Here is a 17,817-nt window from a genome sequence, read left to right as displayed (position 1 = left end):
ACCTGCTGAATATGCCCTAATTCGGAATGGCTCCGCATTCCACGCCGCGATAAAGCGCGTCGTTGTTGATTTCGTGGCATTCTTTGGTTTGTCCCTGCGGATCGACGCGCACGTAAATGTCGACCTTCTTGCCGCCAAGATCCGCCTGGCAATTCACGATGGTGCATTCGGCCACGGCGAGCGCCACCGGGATTTGCGCCGTACACAAGAGCGGTCCTTGAAGCGTGCCATCATAAAAACTCACCTCCGTGCCGCTCACCATGGGAAGCGTCCCGCGATTGCAAACACGAGCTTCAATCGTGGCAACCGTTCCGGTGCATTTCACGGCGCCCACGTCACCGCCTGCCGTGAGATCCGGCGTTCCGAGCGCCTCGAGGTCTCCTTGCACATTTTGCCGGAAATTGTTGAGCGCGGGGTCTTTCCAATTGAGCGCCACACTCGACGTCTTCGGTATTTGTCCCAAGTCGCCCACGTGCGTCACCGCATAAGCATGCTGACTCCACACGGGCCTCGAAGCCGCCCAGCGCTCCTGTTCGTCGCGCAAAACCACGATACCGTGATTCTGCGAAAACATCGCATTCGGGAACAGCGGATCGGTCGCGGGACAACCGAGCCCTCCGGCGTAATTGTTCACCGCCGAAACGATTTCGGTGTGGTAATCGCCGTCGACGTCGACGATGACCGGATTTTCATAGGTCGTTCCGGACGAACGAGCTACGCTGTAGATGACCTTGCCCGTCGTGCCATCGTACACGCGCAAAAAGCATTCGTCGGCGTACACGGCTTCGGCCTTGCCATCGTAATCGAAATCGAAGACGCTCGATCCCGTCACGTTGGAGCTTGCATCTTGGGACGGTTGTAACCACAAAATCCCGGTTTCGATCGATTGTCCACCACATTTTGCGGGGTCACCGCCGGCGAGGCAATCGAAGTCGAAAACGACGTAACGCGTTCCACCAGCGCTCGCGAATTCACGACGCCCATCACCATCGAAATCGGCCACCGTCGGCAAACCTCCCGTACCGCCGCCTGGAATGGTGATCGGACCAAAAACCACGGTCCCTTCGATCGTTTGCACTCGCACGTGCCCGCCCGCGACGACCACGACCTCCGCACGATCCTGACCGCCAAACGCTGCAACCGGGAAGTTGCCCATTTCCGCGACGGCCACTTGCCCCGCACTGAGCGCGCCGGCATTGAAATAGGGCTCGGCAACCCAGTCATTCATCGCAGCATTCCACTCGTGAATCGCGTTGCCCCGTACGAGCTCCATTTTGCCGTCTTCATCGACGTCTGCAATGACCGGCACGAGACCCTTGCTGTAGACGGGAAAGCCGAGCGAATCCGACACGAGGCACCCGTCGGCTCGATAAACCGTGGCACCATATATGATTTCGGGTTTCCCGTCGTCGTCGAGGTCATGAATGGACGGGCCGCTCCATTTATCCGTGCCGCCCGTGGTATCCGGCGTCGAAGGTGGGCCCATGCCGCCCGCGCACGTTCCGGATCGCCAAAGAGTTCCGAACGTCTTGGTCGCGGGATCGAATCGGAATGCAATCACGCCGCCACCATGACGAGCCGCGACGACCTCGGCATGGCCATCGCCATCGAGGTCACCCACGGCAACGGATGCCGGCGACATCGTGGCATCTTCGGGGGCATCGAAGCTATACTGCTGGCTGCAATCTTTGCCGCTGATGATTCGCATGACGCCGGGGTTCTGATACGAATTCTGGGTAGGAAACGACGAAAAGACGATCGAAGGCGTTAGCGTTTTCGGGTCGCTGTCGAAATCGAAATCCACGACGACGGGCGTCGCCATGACGTGGAAATGATTGGGATGCGCATCGCCATCGGGCGGGCCGGTCCAGCGGCATTGCTCGGACGGGACGATGGAGTCGATCGACACGTTCGATACGCACGTATCATCGTTATCGTGGCCGGCCGGTATTCCGTAAGGAATGCACACGCCACCGCTGCAATAGCTATCGAAGAGGCATTCGTCGTTCGTCGTGCAGGGCGGCTGCTCGCGCACGCACGCGACACCGAGGCCGCATATTTCACCGGCTGGGCAGCACGTATCCTGGCACGTTTGCGAAGCAGGACATCCGGCATCGGGAAAGAGCTCACCGCCGGAGCCGCCAAAGCCGCCGGATTCCCCTCCGGTGCCTCCGGAACCGCCCATACCGGTAGGAACGCATTGGCCATTGGAGCACGTCTGCCCGGGACCACACGCGGGTGAACACGTGAGCGACGTATTGCCGCTCGATCCGCAGGCAAATCCCGCTCCGCCCAAAAACAACCCGACCGCCACAAGACCCAAAGCTCTCGAAGTTCGCATCATTGACCCCACTGAAAAGAGATTGGTGGAGGGTCATCGTAAGTGAAGCGCGAGCGTAAGAAAAGCGAAAACGCAACAACTTTCCGACGTCGAGCTCGTGCTCCATCCGAAATTACGGATGCCGTTGACGTTTCGATATGTTATGTGCGCTCCATGCGCATTGCCATTATCGGTTCAGGCATCTCGGGCATCGCCGCTGCCCAAGTTCTCATGCGAACGGGCCTCGATGTGGTCGTATTCGAACGCTCGAATACGATCGGTGGCATCTGGGCCCTCGCGTACCCCGAAGTCCGCCTCCAAAACATCGACAAGCATTACCAATTCGCGGATTTCCCCTGGCCCTTCAAACCCGACCTTCATCCCACAGGTGAACAAATTCGCCGCTACTTGAAGGCCGCCGTCGATCACTTCGGCATCGATGTCCGCCTTCAGCACGAAGTGACGGCCCTCCGCGAAGAGCCCAAGGGATGGACCGTCGAGACAAACTCGCCGGATGGAAAAAACTCCGAACTTTTTGATTTCGTCATCGTCGCCGTGGGCCATTATTCGCAAGACAAACCCGCGCTGGAACTGCCCGGTAGAGACGAATTCCAGGGCGAAGTGCTCACCGAACGAGACATCCGCGATCTCGATGTTTTGCGAGACAAACGCGTCGCCGTCGTGGGGTTTGGAAAGAGCGCCGTCGACATGGCCTCGTTCGCCGCACAACGAGGCTCCAAGGTGCATCATGTTTTCCGTGCACCAAGGTGGCTTTTGCCGCGCGAAATTTTCGGCGTACACATGGCCAATGTCATGTTCGGACGCATGAGCACGGCCATGCTTCCAGCGTGGGTGCACCCGAATGCCATCGAGGCCGCATTACACGAACGATTTTCGCCCGCAGTATCCGGTTTCTGGAAAATGATTACGCTCGTCGTTCGGGCGCAAACCGGGCTGCATTCGTTGTGGCGAGACCCCGAAGTGCAAAAACGCATGCGGCTGCTCGAGCCCGATGAATCGATCCCCTATCAAATGCGTGCTGCCGTCGCGCTCGCCCCCGACGATTATTACCCGTTCGTGATCCAAGGAAAGATTTTGCCTTGCCGCGGCGAAATCAAGGGCCTCTCGAAAAATGCATTGCTCCTCGAGGACGGACGCGAAATTCCTTGCGATCTCGTGGCGCTCGCCATCGGGCACAAATCCCCGGGCTTTCCATTTCTACCCGAACCCTATCGCACGTGGATGGAGTCCGAACCGGACGGCACGCAACTGTACCGCCACCTCGTTCATCCACGCATTCCACGGCTCGCTTTCGCGGGATTCAATCATGGATTCTTGCACGTTCCGGGCGTGGAAATCGGCACCCTTTGGACGTCGGCCGTCCTGCGCGGGGATCTGACGTTGCCTTCCGCCGACGAAATGGAGCGGGCCATGGAGCACGTTCGTGATTGGAAAAGGCAGAATGGTCTTTTCGAGCCGTCGCGTTCGTACGGCATTGCCACTCGCTTTCATCAATACTTGGACGTGCTCTTGATGGATTTGGGGTTGAATCCATACCGCAAGAAAAACGCCTTGCTCGAGATCGTCGGGCCGTATTCGGCAGAAGATTATCGCGACGTCGTGCGCGAATACGAGCGCGCGCGAAGCTCGCGCACGAGCCCCCAGAGGCCCGTGCCATTTGCCAATTGACCCGCGCGTGACTAGTCCCGGGAACGAGCATTCGGTGCCCGGCGAGGCTTTTTGGGCGGCGGCGGCCGCGTTTGCCTCGCAGGCGGAACGTCCGATGCGCGGCGCTTTTCCACCGCCGCGCCGCTCACTCGTTCGACCCGCACCTTTTGCCCGCGCAGCGTCGTGCCCAAAAGTGCCCGGGTCACATCCTCTGCACGCCCTTCCGGAACTTCGACGCAGGATTCGTATTCAAAAATATCGATCGCGCCGATTTCGCGCCCGGGCAAACCCGTTTCATTCGCAATGCACCCAACGAGGTCGCTCGGCCGAAGGCCATCACGCCGCCCCATGGTGAGAAGCAGCCGCGCCATACCTCCTTCGGGTCGAGACGCCGCTGGCGCAGCCATGGCCATGGTAGGCTCGGCGGCATTGCCTTGGTCTTGCGCCCCCATCAACTTCAGCGCCGCCGCAACGACCGGTGTCGCACCGTGCTCTTTGACGAGGTCCTCGGCAATGGCGAAATACGCTTCGAGCCCGCCTGCTTCAATCGCCTCCACCAGCGATTTTTTCATGACTTCCCGACGGCGCATCGCCAAGTCCGCGTCCGTCGGCAAGCGCATGGCCTGAATTTGCGCCTTCGTGGATCGCTCGATGAACCGAAGCTGCCCAATTTCTCGCGGCGTTACGAGCGTAATCGCGTCGCCCTCGCGCCCCGCACGCCCGGTTCGTCCAATACGATGCGTATAGGACTCGACGTCCGTGGGAATATCGTAATTGATGACGTGCGTCACGGTTTCGATATCGAGCCCTCGCGCAGCGACGTCGGTCGCCACGAGCAGCTCGACGCGGCCCTCTTTGAAACGCCGCATGACGCGATCACGGTCTCGCTGATTGAGGTCCCCGTGCAGACCATCGGCCAAACACCCCCGCCCACGCAAATTCTCGGCGACCTCTTCCGTTGCCCGTTTCGTGCTGCAAAAAATGATCGTCGGGCCGGGCGTCTCCATATCGAGCACTCGGAAAAGCGCATCCATTTTTTGCGCCGGCGCGACTTGGTAAAACGTCTGCCGAATGATGGGCACGTTCTTCGCTTCCGAAGATGTCTTGATACGCTGCGGATTGCGCAAATACCGCTTCGACAAACGCGCAATCGGGCCGGGCATCGTCGCGGAAAACAGTGCAGTTTGTCGCTCGGGAGGAAGTTTTCCCAAGATCGTTTCGATGTCCTCGATGAACCCCATCGCCAACATTTCATCCGCTTCGTCGAGAATCACGGTGCGCACGTGCGACAAATCGAGCGTTTCGCGTCGAATGTGGTCGAGAATGCGGCCCGGCGTGCCTGCAACGATGTGCGTCCCCGCCGCGAGCACTCGAATTTGGCGATCGATCGGCTGTCCTCCATAAATCGGGAGCACTCGAATGCGTTGCGATTTGCCAAACGAATAAACGGCCTCGGAAACCTGTACGGCTAATTCTCGCGTCGGACAAAGGACCAACGCCTGCACGCGCATGTGTTCGGGATCAACCAGTTCCACGAGCGGCAAGCCATACGCCGCCGTTTTACCCGTTCCCGTTTGAGCCTGAGCTGCAACATCTCGGCCCTCCAGCAGCAGCGGAATCGTTTGGGCCTGAATCGGGGTCGGTCTTTCGAACCCAAGCTGTTCGATCATCGCCAACGTGGCAGGGGAAAGACCGAGCGACGAAAAGTTTTCGTCGGTCTCAGCGGCTTTCGATGCTGCCGAAGTGTCTGACTTGCGCTCCATCGGCGAGACGTAGCACGTTCGAGACGTGCACGCTGGACGAATTTTTCCATTTTCGTTCCAGTCGCACCGTAATTCACGTTTCATTCGGGAAAAGTGGTCGCGAGCGGGCGGAGCCATGGTCCACGTCGGCCGTTTGGCGGTGCGTGCTGGCGATCGATACCGCGACAAACAAAAGGTTTGCCCCGGGCATGCGTGCTCATGTAGCGTCGCGAGTCATGGAAATCGTGTCGTCGTGCCCAATGCGAGTCACGGGGTTTGTCTGGCAATCGGCCGCGGGGACGTACGCGCAAACGGTGGTCGTCAAAGCGACGTTCATGCTCGAACCTGGCGAATGCAAGCTCGCGCCGGAACAAGAGGCGATCTGCGATCAGGATCAGTTCGTCAAACGCGACGTGCATGCTGTGCTGGTGGCTCCGAGCGATAAAGTGCCGTACAAGCCGCGGGCCGATGTGATGCTCGTGGGGCATGCGTATGCACCGGCCAAACAGACGGTGCGCTCGCTCGTGACGAAGCTCGGTGTCGGCGTTTTTTCAAAGTCGATCGAAGTGTGGTGTGATCGAGGATTTCGGTTGCCCGAACAGCGGATGCTCGAAGGGCCGCGTTTTTCAAAAATGGCGCTGGATTGGACGCGCGCGGCGGGAGGTGCGGACACGCCAAACCCCGTGGGCATGAGCTTCGATGCAGCACCTGATGCATTTGGCCTCGTGTCCGTGCCGAACTTGCAGCCACCCAAAACATACGTCGTCAAACGATCGGATACATTTGCGCCCATTGGTTATGGTCCCATCGCGCCGACATGGCCTGGACGAACCGAAGGCCTCGATCGTTTGTCCGGGCACATTTCGCAGCCAGGATGGGAAGAACGGCCGCTCCCCGAGGGGCTCGATTTCGCCTACTTTCAGGCAGCTCCGCTTGATCAGCAATTGCCGAGCATTCGTCCCGACGAACAGCTTCTCCTGGAACACTTGCATCCGGTGCATGCACAGCTCGTCACTCGATTGCCGGGAATTTGTCCGCGAGCGGTCGCGTTTCGGGCGTCGGGCGAGCGGGAAGACGTGATGCTCGTGGCGGATACCTTGTGGATCGATTCGGATCGAGGCATTTGCTGTGTGGTTTGGCGAGGTAGCATTGGCCTCCGTCACGCGACCGAAGCGGGGCGCATTTCGGTATCGCTGGACGAACCCGATGCCGATGTGCTCGACGATGACCTCGTGCTGACGATTCCACCAGGAATGGTGGACGAAGAAGAGTTTGCGGCGATGACGATGATTGCGCCCTTTGGGGCGAAAGCGAAGGGGCCGGCGATTCCGTTTGTCGGAGCAAGCAGTGTCGATTGCGCGCCGCCGGCTCTTCGTAAATGCGACGATGGTGCATTGCCATTCGGGCCAGGTGGTTTGTCGGGGCTACCTCCTGCGCCAATCGCGATGGGTCAAGTGACATTGCCGACGCAGAGCCCGGCGAGCGCACCGACGATGCAGGAAATCAAGACACCACAAGCGTCACCGATGCCTCCACCGACATACGCGCCACCGCCGCCACCGGTATCGATGGCGCCGGGATCGGATACGGCGCAAAGCGTCTGGGCGAGAGGAGCACCGAATGGTGCGTCGCGCGGTACGAATGGTTCTGCCGGGCACGAACACGTGGAAAACGCACGTGAATCGTTACATCTCGTGTGGCACGACGCCGACGCCATGACGAGCGTGAGCCATTGTCACGAAGCATTCGCGAAAGCGCCTCGCATGGATGCGAAAGGCCTCGACGAAGCGTTCGCTGCTGCATACGAGCAAAACGGTATGTTCGTCCCGCCCACGGTGCTTTTGGCGGGTGAATTGGAATTGCCATTTGACGAATTCGAGGCGCTGAAGGCGGCGATGTCGACGGCGGTGCCGGTCATCACGCAGACCGATGAGCAACTTCGAGCAGCGGTTGCAGTTGCCAAGGACTTCGTGACGACGCCGGGTTTGTCCGCGGCGCCGGGGGTGAGCGACGAATTGACGGCGCGCATTCGAGAGGCGTTTGTCCAGGAAAAGACGGGGTTACCGCCGAACTACATCGATTCGCACATGCAGAGGGCGCTTTTGCTCGGAAGGCATTACCAGAAGCGCGAGGTATTCGGCGGGATGTTCGTGCGGTGCTTGATTTGGCTGCCCGGGGAGCAAAACGCGATCGTGGGGTATTTGCCGGCGGACGCATCGAAGAAGATGCCACTATGGAGGCGGTTTGGGGCGCGCATCCTCGCAGAAGTGCATCTGGCACAGGATGAATCCGAGGCAGCGCCGCGCCCCCCCCCCCCCCCCCCCCCCCCCCCCCCCCCCCCCCCCCTCCCCCTCCCCCCCCCCGCCCACCCCCCCCCCCCCCCCCCCCCCCCCCCACCCCCCCCCCCCCCCCCCCCCCCCCCCCCCCCCCCCCCCGCGCCCCCCCCCCGCCCCCCCCCCCCCCGCGCCCGCGCCCCCCCCCCCCCCCGCGCCGGCGCCCCCCCCCCCCCGGCCGCCCCGCCCGCCCCGCGGCCCGCGGCGGCGGGCGGGGCGCTGGACGCCGGCCCGGCCGCCGCCCCCCCCGGGCCCCCCCCGCGGCCCCCCCCCGGCCCCCCCCCCCCCCCGCCGCTCCGCCCGCCGCGGCCGCCGCCCCGCCCCCGGCCCCACCGGCCCGCCCCCCCCCGGCCCCCGCCCCCCGCCCCCCCGCCCCCCCGCCCCCCCGCGCCGCCGCCCCCGCCCGCCCGCGCCCCCGCCCCCCCGCCCCCCGCGCCGCGCAAAACGCCGGCGTCGGTGGAGCCATCGTTGGTGCAATCGGCGGGTTGTTCCGCCCGCGACGAAATCGCAAGCGTCCCGGCAAATCCCGCTCCAAGCGCACCCTCCTATCAGCGAGCGCGTTCAAAAGACAGAGCGACGATATGCGTCGTGACGTCCAACCGTCGCTGCGATACCCGGGCCCGGCCCGGCCCGGCCCCCCCCCCCGCCCCCGCGCCGCCCCCCGCCGGCCCGCCGAGGATCCATCCGCGGTCCCGCCATCCCCCCCCCCGCGGGGGGGGGGGCAAACCGCAGCCCCCCCCCGCCCCCCCCGCGGGCGCGCGGGGGCGCCCCCCCGGCCCCCACCCCCCGGGGGGGTGCCTTTGGCGCCGGGGGGGCCCCCCCCCCCCCCCGCCCCGGCGGGGGGGGAAAAACAACCGAGGGGGGGGCGGGGGCCCCGGCGGGGGGGGGGGGGGGGGGGCGCCGCGTTTGGTGGGGCCCCCCCGGGGCCCCCCCCCCCCCCCCCCGGCCCCCCCCGAGTCCGGCGGGCCGCCCCCCCCCCCGGCGACCCCCCCCCCGCGTTGCGCACGAACACATAATTGCCGTACGGCGAACACTTGTCATCCGCGATGATTCGCCTTTCGCGCACATCGTACCTGTACGAGCCAAACCCGGCATCGCGGAGCACATCGAGCGCGGTTTTTTCCGAAATGCCATAACGTTCCTGATGATCGTTCACTTCGATGACGATCGCCTGCAAGCCCGGCGCGGAGAGCGTTCGCGATGCGCCCGCGAGAACTTGCCTCTCGAAACCTTCGACGTCGATTTTCATCGCAAAAGGCACACGCCCGTCGAGCAATTCGTCGAGCGGCAAAACATCCACGCGCACCTGCGGCCCCGCATAGGTTTCATCGACGACGTGGTTCATCGTATCGAGGTTCGCAGAAAAACGCAAATTGCCGCGCTCTGCCGCCAAACCCACATTTTTCACTTCTACGAGATTCCCGATGCGATTGTAATGTATATTGTTTTCGAGGTGAGCAAATGTCGACGGCAATGGTTCGATCGAAATGCACTGTGCTCCGACCACCTTTGCGGCTAAAATCGTATACGTGCCGATGTTGGCGCCAATGTCGACGAACAAATCATCCGGCCGAAGCAAATGCAACACGAAAGCCATGTCGTCGTATTCGTGCAAGCCCACGTAAACATTGCCCGTCGCGCCCGTCATTCCGCGCGAAACGATGAGGTGCGCGTCTTCCACGTACGGCACGACACTCGGACCAAAACCCACTCGGCTCGCAAGCTGCCAACGCGCAAAACGCGCAAGCGCCAGCGCCGGATGCTCCTGCCCAAGCGGATGCCGAAGTACGAAACGAATGGTGTCGAGTAGGCTCATGAGTGATCTCGCGATGATTTGGCAAGCGCGTCGTGCGGTCGAGTTGTCGCGCGTGAGCGACGCGTTGTCAAAGACTTTACAGATCGCACACGGCAGTTGCGTTCGCTCTCCGTACGTGCGAAAAGGAGCTTGCAGCACGCGTCGCGGAGTAGGGTAACACACAACATGCTTCGATTGGCCATTCTTGCAAGCCATCCGATACAGTACCAAGCGCCACTTTTTCGGGCCCTCGCCGCACGAAACGACGTCACGCTCAAGGTGTTTTTCTGCTGGGATTTCGGCATCAAGGAAACCGTCGATCCGGGATTCGGCCGCTCGTTCGCTTGGGATATCCCGCTGCTCGATGGGTACGACTACGAGCTCGTCCCGAACCTTTCGCGTCATCCAGGGACAAACCATTTCATGGGTTTGCTCAATCCGAAGGCGCCGCTCGAAATTCGCAACTTCCAGCCCGATGCGCTCGTCGTGCACGGCTACGGTCATTTCACGGAAATCGAAGTTTTGGCTGCGTCACGGCTCTGGGGCATTCCCGTGCTTTTGCGAGGCGACTCGTCGCTGCTTCATCCGCGACCGGCACACGTTCTCGCGGCGAAGCGACTTTTGCTGACGCCCTTGTTTGCCAGCGTTGCCGGAGCCCTCGCCTCTGGAGCGCTGAATGCTCGGTATTATGCGCATTACGGAGTTCCCGAGGATCGCATTTTTCACGCACCATTTACCGTAGACAATGCGTTTTTCCACGGTCGCGAAGCGGACGCGCGGCAGGAGGCTCGAGCCATCCGATCGCAGCTCGGCATTGCCGAAACGGATGTGGCCGTGGTTTTTGCTGCCAAACTCTTGCCGCACAAAGGTTGTGCGGACTTGATCCGAGCTTTCGGTGCGCGTCCGCGGAAAAACGCGCATCTCGTCATCGTGGGTGATGGGCCCGAGCGCGATCGATACAAGGAGCTCGCCGAGCGCCTTGCGCCTTCGCGGGTGCATTTTTTGGGGTTCGTCAATCAACAGCGTATGCCGGCAGCATATGCCGTGGGGGATCTCTTCGTGCTGCCGTCGCATTACGAGCCGTGGGGTTTGGCCATCAACGAAGCGATGTGTCTCGGGCTGCCCATCGTTGCATCCGATCAAGTCGGGGCCGTACCGGATTTGGTTTTACCCGACAATGGGTGGGTTTTCCCCGCGGGAAACGTGCAAGCGCTCGCGGGGGTCCTCGACGCGGCGCTCGACGACAAAGACCTTTTGTCCCGCAAAGCAGCCGCATCGCGTAAACACATCGGAGCGTGGGACATTCCGCACACCGCCGAAGGGTTCGTCCGGGCCGCGAAGGCGGTTTCCAAAGCTTCGTGAGCGTCATGTCGGAAGCTGCAGTCACCCCGAACGAATCTCGCGCAAAAACAAGCGGCCTTGCCGATCGCGTATTGGCGAGCACGATTGCCTTGTCGCTCGGCGCGGTCATTCACATTCTGGGACAAATCATCGTCGTGCCCATTGGCATGGCGACGTGGCAAAAAGAGCGCTGGGGGGAATGGCTGTCGATATCAGCGCTCGTGATGTTTTTGAATTTGACGGATTTGGGCGTTCAAACGCACGTCGTCAACAAAATGAACGCGCATTATGCGCGTGGCAAGACGGACGAGATGCTGCACGAGCTGCACAGCGCGCTGCGCATCCAAGGTCCTTTGGCGATCGTGGTGTGGACCATCGGTGCAGTGGCATTTTACTTTTTGCCCCTGCAATCGTGGCTTGGAATTCGCACGGCCACGACGCTCGAAACGTATCTCACGGTCATCATTTTTGGTGCCGAGCTGCTTTTGAACGTGCCATTCGGCGTGGTGAGCAGCACGTATCGTGCGGCGCAGCAGCTCCCTCGAGCGGCCGTGATTTTTACGATTAAACGCGTCATCGAAGTGGTTTTGCTTTCGGTATTGATGCTTTGCCGAGCGCCATTTTGGGCCGTGGCCGTGGGCCGCGTGCTTATGGTGCTGGTGCTCTACAGTCTGGTGATTCGCGATCTTCACCGGCGTTTTTCGTGGTTTTCCCTGCGCCCGCTCGGGGGCAATGCTCGAGACGGCCTGGCGATGCTTCCGTCGGGCGCGCTCTTTTTGCTGGCGGCTCTCGCGGATTACTTGGCAAACCAAGGGAATCTGATGATCATTCAAGGAGCGCTTGGTGGCATTGCCGTAGCGCAACTCGCCACGCATCGGACGATTGCGAGCATGGGGAAGATCGTGGCGACGCAGCTTGCATCGGCGATTTGGCCCGAGCTCACGTCGCTGGAGGCGCTTGGGGACAAAGAGCGCATCATTCGATTGCATCGGACCGCAGCGAAACTCGTGGCATTCATGGCGGGCATTCCGCTTTTGGCGTTTTTCCCGATGAGCGCTTGGGTGTACCAGGCGTGGACGATGCGCGAATTGTCGCTCGATGCGGTCATTCTAGGCATCTTCATTCTGCAAACGATCTTGTGGGGCGTTTGGTATGCGGGCTGGACGGTGCTGATGGCGACCAATCGCCAAGGGCGCCTCGTGTGGCTGCTTGCGATAAATGCGTTTATTTCCATGAGTTTATGTGTGCTTCTCGTGCCGTCGATGGGAATTCGAGGAGCCGCGGTTTCGATGCTCGTGGCGGATTGTGTGATTGCAGTGTGGGCGATTCCTCGAGCGGCATGCATTGCGCTCGGTGACAAACCGCTGGGGTTTGTCCGCGAAGTGTTTTTGGCGATCGGGCTGGGCCTCGTGGCCCCGGCGCTCATGAGTGCAGGCGCGTATGTGGTATTGCCTGCGGGTGCGGCGCGAGCGCTCGTGACGCCCGTCGTATTTTTGGTGATGGCCCTACCCCTTTTGTGGATTTCGCTTTTGCCTGAAGAGCGGGCGTTATGTTTGCGGATGCTCGACAAAATTCGGCACCGACTTCCCTTCCGTCGAATAGCGGGAAAGGAAACGAGCTCATGAGCGGCGGATATCAGGATTACGGGTGGAACGACAGGTCCGTGCAATCGACGGGATACATCTATCCGGTGCTGCGCCACATGTTGCGGTACGACAAGAGCAAACGAATTTTGGACATGGGTTGCGGCAATGGGGAAATAGCGAATCTTTTGATTGCCGATGGATTCGACGTGATGGGGGTGGATGCGTCGCATACGGGCGTCGAAATCGCAAATCGAAAAAACCCGGGCAGATTCTTCGTGCACGACGTATCCCAAGACAAATTGCCTGCCGAGCTCGGGGACAAACCTTTTGATATCGTCGTATCGACGGAGGTCATCGAGCATCTTTATGCGCCACGGGCTTACATGCGTTTGGTGCAAAAAACCTTGGAGGCGAAACGGGGCGACGTGATTCTGTCGACGCCATATCACGGGTATTTGAAGAATGTAGCGATGGCACTGGCGAACAAGATGGATCACCATTACACGGCGCTTTGGGATGGCGGGCACATCAAGTTTTGGTCGCGCCAGACGCTGACGACGTTGCTCGAAGAATTCGACTTCAAAGTGACCGATTTTCGCGGGGCGGGGCGCCTTCCCTATTTGTGGAAGAGCATGATCGTGCGGGCTCGTTTGCAGGTGCGGTAAGCGGAGGGGGTGAGCGGACGGGGTGTCCCTCTCTGCGTTATTTGTTGGCCACCTCGGAGACATTTGATTTCTCGGCACTCGCGGTGCCCCCCGAGCTCGCGCGCTGCGCGCGCTCAAACAGCGGGGCCCCCCACGAGCGCCGAGAAATCAAACGTCCCCGAGGTCGAGTCAGGTTTGTTATGGAATTGGGGGAATCCCAAGGCTCTGGTGCAAACGCGCGACATCATCCGGCTTCAATCCGAGCATGGGAGGGAGCCCTTTGAGATATGCGCGCTCGGCTTCGGTTTCCGTGCCTGCACCGAGAATCGACACGAGGTAAAACTGTTCGGCGATTTGGGTTGAACGAATTTGCCCGACGAGGGCAAACGGCGGCTGTGGCGCATCGAATTCGCGGGCGAGTGCGGCTTGATCTTCCGGACCAAGGCCTGCGGCGGCAAGGCGACTCATGATGCGCGCGCGTTCCTCGGGGTCGATTTGGCCATCGATGAATGCGGCGGTAATCATCGCACGGATGAGCAAGAGCGCATCGGCTTGCGCTTCCGGTGACGGCGCGGCCGTTGCGGGAGGTTGCGGCGGCTGCGGTGGCGGAGTTGCTGGTGCGACCGGCGGCTCGGCGGCGATAGGCGCGGGTGGGTTTGGCGCGGCAAGAGGTGCGGGCGCAGCGACCATGGGCGCGGGCGCTGGAGGGTTTGGCGCGGCGTTCCATTGCGGAGGAGGCGCCGCCGGAGATTGTTGCGGAAGGTATTGCGGCGCCGCCGGCTGCGCAGAAGGCGGCATAGGACCGGCGGGAGCCGAGTTTGTCGGAGCACCCCATTGCGTTGGCGGCGGCGTCGCGGGGCCTCCCCATTGCTGCTGCGGTGGCGCAGCTTGCGGCGGTGCAGCCGTCGGCGCGGCGCCCCATTGCGTTGGCGGCGGCGTTGCGGGGCCGCCCCATTGCTGTTGCGCTGGCGCAGCGTGCGGCGGTGCAGCCGTCGGCGCGCCGCCCCATTGCGTTGGCGGCGGCGTCGCGGGGCCTCCCCATTGCTGTTGCGGTGGCGCTGCTTGCGGCGGGGCAGCCGTTGGCGCGGCGCCCCATTGCGTTGGCGGCGGCGTCGCGGGGCCTCCCCATTGCTGCTGCGGTGGCGCTGCTTGCGGCGGTGCAGCCGTTGGCGCGGCGCCCCATTGTTGTGGTGACGGGTTTGGCGCGCCTCCCCATTGCTGCTGCGGTGCCGGAGCACTCGAACCCCACGTCGACGGATCGTTATGCCACGTCGGAACGCCATAATTGGACACACCGCCGGCAGGCGGCGCTCCTGGCATGGCGGCACCCGGATATCCCGGTCCTGCGCCCATTGCGGGCGCGCCCCCAGGAGGAATCGGCCCCGACGAACTCCCCAAGAGCTGATTGAAAAATCCCGGTTGCGCTGGCGCTCCAGGCATTCCGGGCGCCCCAGGCGCTCCAGGCACGGCTGGCGCCGATGGTTGCGAAAAGTGCTTATAGGCCATGTACGCAAGACCGCCGGCAGCGGCAAGCCCCGCCGCCCCGGCAACGGCCGTACCAACCCCAACGCCATCCAAGATGCCGTCGTCATTACGACGATAGTCATTACGATCGCGATTGAAAAATCCTTCGTCACGATCACGACGACCTCGCGAATGGCGAACGCCTCCTCCGCCAAGACCGTCCGAAACCAAAGCTCCCAAGATCCGCTGCGCGTCGAACATGCTCTCCATGTTCGCAGAAGTCGCCAGCGTTTTTCAAGCTCGGAATCATGCTCGGGTCGACTTGCACGAAACGGCGTGGTTCGCTACGGTGCCGCCGTGATCGAGCCGCCTTTCGTAGAACGTGCCGATGTCGTCGTCATCGGCGCGGGAGTCATCGGTGCAAGCGTCGCATACCACCTCGCTCGACGACGAGCTGGATCGATTTTGGTCGTCGACCGCGAAGCATCCCCGGGCCTCGGAAGTACGGGCCGCGCCACGGGTGGATATCGCGCACAATACAGCACCGAAATCAATATTCGGCTATCGCTCGTCGCTCGTGAAGCTTTGCGCCGTTTTTCCGATGAAACCGGTGTCGATCCCGGCTATCGACCCGTGGGATATTTGTGGATTGCTACGACTTCGGAGGAATTCGACGACTTGGCTCGTGCAAACGCTCTGCAAAAAACGTGCGGCCTCGACGAAGCGATCCTGCTGAATTCAAAAGAAGTACATGAGAAAAACCCGTTCGTTCACCGGCGTACTATCGTTGGAGGTGCGTTTTGCCAAACGGATGGATTCATCAGGCCGCTCGACATTTTGCGCGGATATGTCGAAGCAGCCAAACGGCTCGGCGTGAAATTTTTACCCGATGTGACCATTGCGGGATTCGATCGATCTGTGGACGGTAAAATTCACACCCTTCTCGCACATGACGGTCGCGTCATCCAAGCCAATGCCGTGGTCGATGCGGGCGGAGCGTGGGCGCAGAGCATTGCAAAATTCGCGGACGTCGACCTTCCCGTGGTGCCGCTCCGCAGGCAAGTGGCGCTCACGGAACCATGCAATCGATTGCCGGACGACATGCCGCTCACGATATTCATGAACGACGGGTTTCACCTGCGAGTGCGCGACGGGCGTGTGATGTTGCTGTGGCCCACGCCAGGACGAACAGGCGATCCATTTTGCACGGACGTCGATCCGGACTGGCTCGAACGAATTGCAGAAATCGCACCGGAGCGAATTCCTTGCCTGGCCGGCGTCCGTATCGATTCCGCGCGTTCATGGGCGGGTCTTTACGAAATGAGCCCCGACAAACATGCCATTTTAGGGCCGGCGCCTGGGTGTCAGAACTTGTACTTGGTCAATGGTTCGTCCGGGCACGGTGTCATGCATGCCCCAGCGCTCGGAAAGTTGCTTGCAGAAATGATCGTGGACGGGAAAACATCGACGCTCGACACGTCTGCGCTTCGTCCGAGCAGGTTTGTCGAGGGAGATTTGATCGAGGCTTCTGATAGACTTTAGTGCGCCACTCATCTGGATTGAGGCAAATTCGGGGGGTATGGGGGGGCCGAGCCTCGCCGTGTTTTTGTGCGCAGCGCAAAAACACCGGGAGGCGAGCCTCGGCCCCCCCATCGTAAACAAGACTCTCGCGAGCGCGCGTCCCACGCGCGCGAAGCGAGCATGCAAATACTGGCCTGGATTCAACCTGATCGGCGCTCTGGCCCGTCATCTCGCCTCATTCAGTCCAAGCCCCGGTTCGTCCGGCAATTCGTACCGCGGTCCCTCCGCCAAATACCCCCGCCCTTCGTAAGGATCAGCCGCCAATAACCACGCAGTATCCAAATCCACGAATTCGACACCTCCCAGCGCCGCGGCAACGTGCGCCGCGGCGGTCATCCCAAGACGCGTCTCCACCATGCCGCCAATCATCAGCGGCATTCCTCGCGCTTTTGCGGCTCGACCAATCGCTAGACACCCAAGCGGCCCGCCTGATTTTACGAGCTTCAGGTTCACTCCATTGGCGGCCCGAGCATCGACGACGCGCTCGAGGTCCGCCACGCTCTTGACCGATTCATCCGCAATGATGGGTATGTCGAGCGCTGCCGTCACATGAGCCATCGCTTCCAGATCATCGGCTGCACAAGGTTGCTCGTAACATTCGACGATCATCTTCTGCGCCTCGATGGCCCGCACGAGAGCGATGGCTTCGGCCGCGGAAAACCCCGCATTGGCATCGATGCGAAATCGCGCCTTGGGCACCGCATCGAATATCGCGTGAAGCGCTGCCACGTCCGAATCCAAATCTTTCCCCACTTTGATTTTGAAATGCGTAAAACCCTGATCGGCCCAAGCGCGAGCGCGTTCGGCCATGCGGAATGGCTCGGCAATGGGAATCGTCATGTCGGTTTCCAGCCTCCGCGTCGATTTTCCAATGATTCCACCCAAGAGCGTTCGCAAAGGCAAACCCAGGAGGCGCGCCCACGCATCACACACGGCCGTTTCGAATGCCGCTCGAGCAACCGGCGACGCCGGGAACGCCTCATCGAGCAGCGCCGTCAAATCGGCAAGCGGCTGCAAATCGAGCGCAGCGTTGCCATCGATGTTTGGAAGTCCGAACCGCTCCCCGGGCAGACGACTGCACGCTTTACCGAGCGCCTCCAAAACATGCGGCTGATCCTCGTTCGTCACGGGCCAGAGCGCCGCGCCTTCTCCGAGGCCCCATCCAGTTTGTCCTGTCCGCTCATCCACGAGCGTCACCTTCACTTGCGCGGCGCGCGTCACGTCCACACGCCCCGTCGCGATCACGAACGGCTCGCACAGCGGCACCGATAGAGGGACAATTTCGACGTCGGCAATGTGGTGACTCGAGTAAACCATGCGCGCGCGAAGATAGCGCATGCCTA

General features: G+C 61.5%; 10 protein-coding genes and 2 pseudogenes. 5 read left to right on the top strand and 7 right to left on the bottom strand.

Annotated elements, in window-relative coordinates; all coding sequences use genetic code 11:
* Nucleotides 1-16: 16 nt before the first annotated feature.
* A complete protein-coding gene (locus IPM54_33085; GenBank protein ID MBK9264607.1) occupies nucleotides 17-2,314 on the bottom strand; it encodes a VCBS repeat-containing protein in 2,298 nt (765 codons plus the stop codon).
* Nucleotides 2,315-2,494: 180 nt separating this feature from the next.
* Here IPM54_33085 and IPM54_33080 point away from each other — a divergent pair, with 180 nt between their 5' ends.
* Nucleotides 2,495-4,009, top strand: coding sequence for an NAD(P)-binding domain-containing protein (locus IPM54_33080; GenBank protein MBK9264606.1), 1,515 nt, complete (start codon nucleotides 2,495-2,497; stop codon nucleotides 4,007-4,009).
* A gap of 11 nt (nucleotides 4,010-4,020) precedes the next feature.
* Here IPM54_33080 and IPM54_33075 read toward each other — a convergent pair whose 3' ends face one another.
* Entirely contained in the window at nucleotides 4,021-5,751 is a 1,731-nt protein-coding gene (locus tag IPM54_33075; GenBank protein MBK9264605.1) for a DEAD/DEAH box helicase, read from the bottom strand.
* On the opposite strand from IPM54_33075, the pseudogene IPM54_33070 reads away from it, so the two are divergent.
* Nucleotides 5,721-6,872 (top strand): annotated as a pseudogene (locus tag IPM54_33070) (DUF2169 domain-containing protein). The gene IPM54_33075 and the pseudogene IPM54_33070 overlap by 31 nt on opposite strands.
* 308 nt (nucleotides 6,873-7,180) lie before the next feature.
* Here IPM54_33070 and IPM54_33065 read toward each other — a convergent pair.
* From IPM54_33065 to IPM54_33055, 3 genes and pseudogenes are all read right to left on the bottom strand, one after another.
* On the bottom strand, nucleotides 7,181-7,447 hold the full coding sequence (locus IPM54_33065; protein MBK9264604.1) for a hypothetical protein: 267 nt from the start codon (nucleotides 7,445-7,447) through the stop codon (nucleotides 7,181-7,183).
* Nucleotides 7,448-7,465: 18 nt separating this feature from the next.
* Nucleotides 7,466-7,759 (bottom strand): hypothetical protein, encoded by a 294-nt coding sequence (locus IPM54_33060; GenBank protein MBK9264603.1) that lies wholly within the window; start codon nucleotides 7,757-7,759, stop codon nucleotides 7,466-7,468.
* Between the two features lie 1,388 nt (nucleotides 7,760-9,147).
* Nucleotides 9,148-10,362 (bottom strand): annotated as a pseudogene (locus IPM54_33055) (FkbM family methyltransferase).
* Between the two features lie 863 nt (nucleotides 10,363-11,225).
* Here IPM54_33055 and IPM54_33050 point away from each other — a divergent pair.
* Complete coding sequence (locus IPM54_33050) at nucleotides 11,226-12,824, top strand: lipopolysaccharide biosynthesis protein (GenBank protein MBK9264602.1); 1,599 nt, start codon at nucleotides 11,226-11,228, stop codon at nucleotides 12,822-12,824.
* Complete coding sequence (locus IPM54_33045; protein MBK9264601.1) at nucleotides 12,821-13,450, top strand: class I SAM-dependent methyltransferase; 630 nt, start codon at nucleotides 12,821-12,823, stop codon at nucleotides 13,448-13,450. The genes IPM54_33050 and IPM54_33045 overlap by 4 nt, the downstream gene beginning before the upstream one ends.
* A 177-nt stretch (nucleotides 13,451-13,627) precedes the next feature.
* On the opposite strand, the gene IPM54_33040 is transcribed toward IPM54_33045, so the two are convergent.
* Nucleotides 13,628-15,154, bottom strand: a complete 1,527-nt coding sequence (locus IPM54_33040; protein ID MBK9264600.1) for a DUF533 domain-containing protein — start codon at nucleotides 15,152-15,154, stop codon at nucleotides 13,628-13,630.
* 96 nt (nucleotides 15,155-15,250) lie between these two features.
* Here IPM54_33040 and IPM54_33035 point away from each other — a divergent pair, with 96 nt between their 5' ends.
* A complete protein-coding gene (locus IPM54_33035) occupies nucleotides 15,251-16,435 on the top strand; it encodes an FAD-binding oxidoreductase (GenBank protein MBK9264599.1) in 1,185 nt (394 codons plus the stop codon).
* A gap of 204 nt (nucleotides 16,436-16,639) precedes the next feature.
* Here IPM54_33035 and IPM54_33030 read toward each other — a convergent pair whose 3' ends face one another.
* Entirely contained in the window at nucleotides 16,640-17,791 is a 1,152-nt protein-coding gene (locus tag IPM54_33030; GenBank protein MBK9264598.1) for a dipeptide epimerase, read from the bottom strand.
* Nucleotides 17,792-17,817 lie beyond the last annotated feature (26 nt).

The sequence above is a fragment of the Polyangiaceae bacterium genome (assembly GCA_016715885.1).
Lineage (GTDB): Bacteria > Myxococcota_A > Polyangia > Polyangiales > Polyangiaceae > Polyangium.
This window is presented reverse-complemented; position numbering and strand designations above follow the sequence as displayed.